8 protein-coding genes are annotated in these 6719 nt (G+C 35.7%); 1 reads left to right on the top strand and 7 read right to left on the bottom strand.

From position 1 onward, the window contains the following. The 7 genes from AFK68_RS45485 to AFK68_RS16670 form a co-directional block, all read right to left on the bottom strand. On the bottom strand, window positions 1-206 hold a 206-nt coding region (locus AFK68_RS45485), incomplete at its 3' end, for an IS200/IS605 family accessory protein TnpB-related protein (protein WP_371357424.1). After that, a complete protein-coding gene (locus AFK68_RS45480; protein WP_371357423.1) occupies window positions 193-528 on the bottom strand; it encodes a transposase in 336 nt (111 codons plus the stop codon). The genes AFK68_RS45485 and AFK68_RS45480, both read right to left, overlap by 14 nt. A gap of 46 nt (window positions 529-574) precedes the next feature. Continuing rightward, window positions 575-1036 carry a transposase gene (locus AFK68_RS39100; protein WP_210407449.1) on the bottom strand — a complete coding sequence of 154 codons (462 nt, stop codon included), beginning with the start codon at window positions 1034-1036 and terminating at the stop codon, window positions 575-577. A gap of 915 nt (window positions 1037-1951) precedes the next feature. Beyond that, complete coding sequence (locus AFK68_RS16680) at window positions 1952-2101, bottom strand: isochorismate synthase (RefSeq protein ID WP_094673757.1); 150 nt, start codon at window positions 2099-2101, stop codon at window positions 1952-1954. A gap of 378 nt (window positions 2102-2479) precedes the next feature. Continuing rightward, window positions 2480-2629 carry an isochorismate synthase gene (locus AFK68_RS16675; protein ID WP_094673756.1) on the bottom strand — a complete coding sequence of 50 codons (150 nt, stop codon included), beginning with the start codon at window positions 2627-2629 and terminating at the stop codon, window positions 2480-2482. A gap of 396 nt (window positions 2630-3025) precedes the next feature. Then, entirely contained in the window at window positions 3026-3184 is a 159-nt protein-coding gene (locus AFK68_RS36920) for a hypothetical protein (protein WP_168186512.1), read from the bottom strand. 677 nt (window positions 3185-3861) lie between these two features. After that, a complete protein-coding gene (locus AFK68_RS16670) occupies window positions 3862-5439 on the bottom strand; it encodes a photosystem II high light acclimation radical SAM protein (protein WP_094673755.1) in 1578 nt (525 codons plus the stop codon). A 708-nt stretch (window positions 5440-6147) separates the two neighbouring features. On the opposite strand from AFK68_RS16670, the gene AFK68_RS16665 reads away from it, so the two are divergent. Then, window positions 6148-6516 carry a DUF1830 domain-containing protein gene (locus AFK68_RS16665; protein ID WP_094673754.1) on the top strand — a complete coding sequence of 123 codons (369 nt, stop codon included), beginning with the start codon at window positions 6148-6150 and terminating at the stop codon, window positions 6514-6516. Window positions 6517-6719 lie beyond the last annotated feature (203 nt).

The following is a 6719-nucleotide window of genomic DNA, read 5'->3' as shown; positions in this document are numbered from 1 at the left end:
TTCTTGTACACTGGAATCAAATCATTATCTATAAAACTTGATGCGGATGTATAAGATTCTTCTGTAATAATTATATTTATCCCTACTATCTTGGCTTTATAAGATAACATTTCAATTAACTTATTATAGGGAATGGATACAAAATTTTGATTATTTCTTTTCCCTAAATTTATCTTCTGCTTCCAGTCTTCATTATGACCAATTATCAGAGTTCCTCTGCATCTGATTAATTAAAGTATCAATAATCAAACGAGATGCTTTATGAAGGTAATCATTGATTTTAAATTCTCTTTTATTACAAAGCTTTTTTAGTCTCTTACTTGATTGATTTTCCCGGAGTTTAGCCTGTAGGAAGCTTTTAACTTTGTTATAGTATTGATTTATAGATTTTAACGGTCTGCCATTTATCAAGAGCGGTTTCATTCCGGCTTGATTAAAAGTTAATGTAGCTAAATTGTTTAATCCAATATCAATACTGGCACAACGATTTGACTCTAGCTCATATTGTTTTTTAGTGGTTTCATAAATTACCTCAATTACATAATGATTAAGTCTAGGGACGAGACGAACTTGTTTAAGAGCGTGAAGTAGGTACTAGGGTTTTTAGATAAATCCCAGTTTGAGAAGGATTAATAATTCCTTGTTTAAGTTGCTTCTTGCTGATGGCTTGTTTTGTATAAACTACAATATTTCTTCCCGTTATTTTATTTTTATACCTAGGAAGACGCGGGGCAGCTCTAAACTTTGATGGGTTCTGTTTATAAACTTCATTCGCTGCTAAAAAACTCTTCCAGTTTCGATCTATTATCATCAAGATTTGTTGAGAGACTTTAGCTGGCATTGCTTTATAGTCTACTTGAGTATAAAGTGTTTTTTGCAGGTCATAATAGTGACGATAAGTATTTTCAAATATAAAAGACTGACGAACTAAATAATTGGCATAGTTATAGAGATTTTTAGACAAGAAACACAGTCGGTCAATTTCAGCATAAAACCGATGTGTTGGTTGAATAATATGTCTCTCAACTAATCTCATAAATCAAGGGGTTAAAATTAATAAATGCTCAAAGCATTTATTAATTTTTATTATTATTTACTCTTGAATTAAGTGCCAATTTTATTATACCATTAAACATCAGGTCGAGAGTTATTAAATTTTGTCAAATACTTAGTAGCTATGGATGTACAAATCAACGAAGATATTTGACATTATTTGACTATGTATGACTATATTTATATACAACGTTTATTATACCATTTTGAAAAAAGAATGTTACGNCAGGAGATGTCCCTTGGACAAAAAATATGATGTATGACCTAAAAAACTATATTAAAGCCATTCCCATGCGACTCCTGACTCCTGACTCCTGACTCCTAAAAATTACCCTAGCTATTTGTAGCAAACATTTATCAAACTGGTATAATACCTACTCTCTACACGGTGTCTACAATTACTTTGGCTTTATCCAATTATTAGCAACAAATTTACCCCATCTTTACTGAGAGATGGGGTTTTGAACTGTTAACTATTAGACATCTCCAAAAATCAAAAATCAAATCAATTCTTATTCATAAATTATCAATTAATTCTTCCTGTTCCCTGTTCCCTGTTCCCTGTTCCCTGTTCCCTCTTTTCTGGAGATGTCTATTTATTGGTTTTGTTGGTATTAAGTACAAAAACCTATATTCTTCATCTGATAGCGGAGTTTTTCTGAAAGACAGACGTCCCTTGCAAGGAATGTTTACTTCAACCCGACTTCTAAAGCTTGGTCTTCAAGTAGGTTTTTCTACTGACAACACAGCAGACTATTCCTCTCCTGACTGCTTGAGACTAGCTAATCTAATTGAAGTCGTGACTGAAAAACGATAGTGCGCGAGGCAATTAATAGGGGCGTAGTTAAGATTAGTAGTAAGATGATTCTGAATCTTCCAAATTACTCCGAGCTAACGACTAATCTGCCCAACTATGTCCTTGATAAGGGTCTCCTTCAAAAGGTTGTACACCAATCATTGGATACATATCATCACTAGGACCAAAAATGCGACGAATTGCTTCTGCGAGGTAAACAATGGTGTTTTCCATAGATTTGAAAATATTCATAAATCCCACCTCTTTATGTTTATGTGTTGTTCAAACTTTTTTCCTTTACTCTTTTTGAGACTAGGTAATCTCATTCAGGTCGTGACTGAAAAAGCATAGTGTGCGAGGCAATTAATAGGGGCGTAGTTAAGATTAAGATTAATCTGAATCTTCCAAATTACTCCGAGCTAACGACTAATCTGCCCAAATATGTCCTTGGTAAGGGTCTCCTTCAAAAGGTTGTACACCAATCACTGGATACATATCATCACTAGGACCAAAAATGCGACGNATCTCATTCAGGTCGTGACTGAAAAAGCATAGTGTGCGAGGCAATTAATAGGGGCGTAGTTAAGATTAAGATTAATCTGAATCTTCCAAATTACTCCGAGCTAACGACTAATCTGCCCAAATATGTCCTTGGTAAGGGTCTCCTTCAAAAGGTTGTACACCAATCACTGGATACATATCATCACTAGGACCAAAAATGCGACGAATTGCTTCTGCGATGTAAACAATGGTGTTTTCCATAGATTTGAAAATATTCATAAATCCCACCTCTTTTTTGTTGTTCAAACTTTTTTCCTTTACACTTTTACTTTAGCTCGTTCTTACCTTAGTTGGCTGTAGTTGTAACATTTGTTTGAAGCTCGTATTATTTTGTAATTATTTCCTACAGGGATCAAGATAAAATGTGAATATTTTCAGGTAAAATGTGAAGATTTTAGGGTTTATTTTTACAATAATTTACTTTAAAGCTCTATTTTTCCTGAATTTATCCTTCTTTAAGCGTAGGTTAAAACTCACAAAAATGCCCATCTTAACTTTAATTTGTAGTATAGCACATTTACTAAATAAGGTTTGCTGAAAAAGTCTTTTTTAAGGAGTAGGGGAGTAGGGGAGTAGGGAAGTAATTTTTTTGCCCAACGATGNAAAAAGTCTTTTTTAAGGAGTAGGGGAGTAGGGGAGTAGGGAAGTAATTTTTTTGCCCAACGATGCGCCAGAAATTACCTCCTTTTTGAGCATACAGAGCTTTTCAGGATCAACCACATCGTCATAACCAAAACCCTGTAGGGGCGATTTCGTTCCGAATGCTGTCGCCAACGCGTTTGCGTTTCATGTGCCTAGCAAAGCATGACCTAGGAAATCGTCCCTACTGTGGTCTACTGAAATGAAAACTGCTGTAAAGAGCTGAAAACTAGGTACTTTTTCCAGACCTAAAAAGGCACCTTATTTCTTGTTAAATGCTTTGATATTTTAATCAGCAAGCCCTAAATAAAATCATGTTTGGAAATCAGTAGGGAGGTTCCATGGAACGTCCCTACTGGAACGATACAACTAATGGGTGTGCATTAGGGAGGGTTTATCTAAATCTTAGGGTAAGTATGAAAATTTATAGTATAGCAATGAGCGCTGGTATATTTACAAATTGTAGTAGGGGCAAAAGAGCTAGAAGTCTTATATTATCGGCAATTTATTCCCCCTGTNAGAAACAATGAATTTATTTTCCTTTTATTCAATCCAATCCGTTTTAGGGAGAGGTAATTATCAATTATCAATTATCAATTATCAATTATCAATTCTTGAAAGGAGTCGTAGGGGCGAATGGCCATTCGCCCCTACAGCAGTCAGGAGTAAGGAGCTATAAACAAGCTTTTTCTGCACCTTAAATAGGTGGAATAGGTCTAATTTCCCCTTAAATAATTCAGGAATTTTATACCTAAAATCAGCAACGCCGATTTCTATAACAAAGATGCATTAATAACCCACCTTTTTAATTATTAATTAACTCTTACCAACTGTTTTTTATCCTTCTTAGATGTAATAGGCGCACTTAAAGCTTCATTCAGTTCAGCACAACCTAATTTTTCTTCTAAAATAGCCATAACTTCACGACCAAAATCATTAGGATTTCTTTGCCAAGCTTCTAGACAAACTTCACCGAAAAATGCACCTAAAGGTTCTGGGTTCCATAACAACTTTCTAGCTGTCCAAGGCATTAAACTCATAGGGTCATATCCAGGTTTCAAGATGTCTTTTTCAAAAGCATAATCTTCTAAATGAGTATGAGGTTGTAACCCTATAAAGAAGATAGCAGGTTCTACTTTATCAGCTCCAAATATTCTCTCTAGTTCCCGATGATAAGCAATAGTTTGCCTAATAGTTTCATAAGTTTCATCAATTACATTAAAAGAGTAATTAACTGAAACTAAATCATTAAAACCAGCAGCTTTTAAATCTCGACAATTTTCCAATACTACCCGCAAGTTATAACCCATTCGCATTTTCCGGACAAGTTCTTGGGAACCACTCGTAATACCAATCTCAAAATAATTCATCCCAGTTTTTGCCATTAACTCGCATAACTGGGGAGTGAGATTATCTGCACGAATATATGCCGCCCAATGAATATCATCCATCCCTGAATCAAGGATTTTTTGTAATAACTCCACAGCATCATCCATATACTTCCGAGCAGGAATAAACTGAGCATCAGTAAACCAGAAATTACGAATACCACGCTTGTATAGTTGCTTCATTTCTGCAACTACTTCATCCGCAGGGTTGATCCGGACTTGTTTACCCTCAATAACTGTATAGACACAGTAACAACAGTTATGAGGACAACCGCGTTTCGTCTGTACCCCAATGTAGAAGTCTTGGTCTTGGAGGTAATATACAAATTCTGGCCAGATGTTATTGATATAGTCGTAGTCGCAGGCAGTTTTCTCAATGGGAGCTGGTGCTTCGTGAATTAAGCGATCGCGCGGTGATGTTTCTCCTACCACATAGCATCGTTGATCCTTAAAATCTTCTCCTTGAATCAGTTTTTCTAATAATACCTCTCCTTCTCCCACGGATACAATAGTACCAGTGGGTAAGCTACGACCCAGTTGTTCATAAAAGACACTTACTGCTCCACCACCAACTACTGCACGAGTTTCTGGCCGATACATTTTGGCCTTTTTTAGAGCCTGTTTAATTAGTCCTATATTACGCCAGAGTTCTGTGTAATAGGAAACAGCTAACCGCAAGCCTCCCACTGCACCCCTAAGTTTAATTAGAGGGTTTTTGGCGTAGTAAAACTCAAAAGCATTTTGCAGAGGGTTGCCTCCACGACCTCCTACGGGTGCATATATCTGAATATCTCTCCAGGAGAAGACTAATAGGTTTGGTTTGAACTTATCGATACAATTATCCAAAGCTGTTCCGTAGTCTAGAGGTGGTACAGCCCCCAGGTCAAATATCTTTTGTTCTACTTCTGGGAAGAGTTTGTGGACATGATCTGATAAATAAACAACTCCAATAGGAAAAATTGGATTGCATGGGAGACGGACGTAAAGAACTTTGTTTTCCATAGTGTCTTTGTAATAGTTTTGTAAATCGTTTTTTAAGAAAGATTGCCAGTATGTCGGACTTATTTAATTTTAATCTTTAATTTTATTAAAATTTTGATACACCATCTTAATAAAAGTCAATTAGCTTGTATTCGTAGCTACAACTACAATCAGTTTGAATTAAAATTGTCTGTATAATTTGATGCCATAGCATAAATTTAAGAAAAAGTTAAAGGTTTGCGGTAATATTAAGAATTTATTAAAAAAGCATTAAGACCTTATTAAGATTTGTATTAACGATGTGATAAGAAATCTAAAACTCGGTATTCAAGATTACAACTAACAGGGATCGGTTGGTGTTAATTTGTTAATATAACTAAATTTGTATAAAGTAAAAACTTTTGTAAAGAGTAACTATGGCACAAATTCTTGATCAAAAACCATCCGAAAAACACCGCCCGCAGCTACCGAGCGGTTGAGCTTCAGTCGGATGGACCACCCGTCCGCTGTTTCTGACTCGTCCGACTGCAGGCGGTGCAACCGCCGCGCCGTCGAAGGCCGTTAGCACCTGGAGTTTTCGGACCTCTTTTCATCAAGTCAAANGTATTAACGATGTGATAAGAAATCTAAAACTCGGTATTCAAGATTACAACTAACAGGGATCGGTTGGTGTTAATTTGTTAATATAACTAAATTTGTATAAAGTAAAAACTTTTGTAAAGAGTAACTATGGCACAAATTCTTGATCCCTTACCATCTGACAGTTCAAATCAAATTCTCTGCTGCTACGTTAATACCACAAGTCAAATCCAGATAGCTAAAATTAGTAATGTAACTAATTGGGATTTTGAAAGAGTTGTTTTTCCAGGGCAACGCTTAGTATTTGAAGCAGTTGTCGGCGCTTGTATGGAGATTCACACAGGTACGGTGGCCAGCTCTATCTTATCAGATACAATACCTTGCGATCGCCTACAAATAAATGAAGGCCCTTATTCTTCAATTTCTAAAACTGAAAAGTCTGTAGTTAAGTCAGCTACTTTATCTCAAAGACGAAAGTCTCCTGGAAAACCAGAAGCAGTTTTAAGCACAGTAGATTAATTAATTTGTACTTCTAAGTGTAGTGAAGTTAAAAATCTAAGGATAAATCAACTTAATTGATAATCATCATTTATTTTTTCTATAAGAAAAAAAATTGATCTTTTCGGAGTTCTTTTTGCCGTGGAAAAATTAAAGTTTCTGAACCTAACCTAGCTGGTGCTGCTACTGGTACTCTACCTGTTAAAACATGATAAATTGAAGCA

It is taken from the genome of Hydrocoleum sp. CS-953 (assembly GCF_002260545.1).
GTDB lineage: Bacteria > Cyanobacteriota > Cyanobacteriia > Cyanobacteriales > Microcoleaceae > Trichodesmium.
This window is presented reverse-complemented; position numbering and strand designations above follow the sequence as displayed.

Excerpts from the sequence above, each read along its gene's own strand:
- AFK68_RS16665 (WP_094673754.1), top strand. The coding sequence starts at position 6,148 with ATGGCACAAATTCTTGATCCCTTACCATCTGACAGTTCAAATCAAATT.
- AFK68_RS16670 (WP_094673755.1), bottom strand. The coding sequence starts at position 5,439 with ATGGAAAACAAAGTTCTTTACGTCCGTCTCCCATGCAATCCAATTTTT.
- AFK68_RS39100 (WP_210407449.1), bottom strand. The coding sequence starts at position 1,036 with ATGAGATTAGTTGAGAGACATATTATTCAACCAACACATCGGTTTTAT.
- AFK68_RS16675 (WP_094673756.1), bottom strand. The coding sequence starts at position 2,629 with ATGAATATTTTCAAATCTATGGAAAACACCATTGTTTACATCGCAGAA.
- AFK68_RS16680 (WP_094673757.1), bottom strand. The coding sequence starts at position 2,101 with ATGAATATTTTCAAATCTATGGAAAACACCATTGTTTACCTCGCAGAA.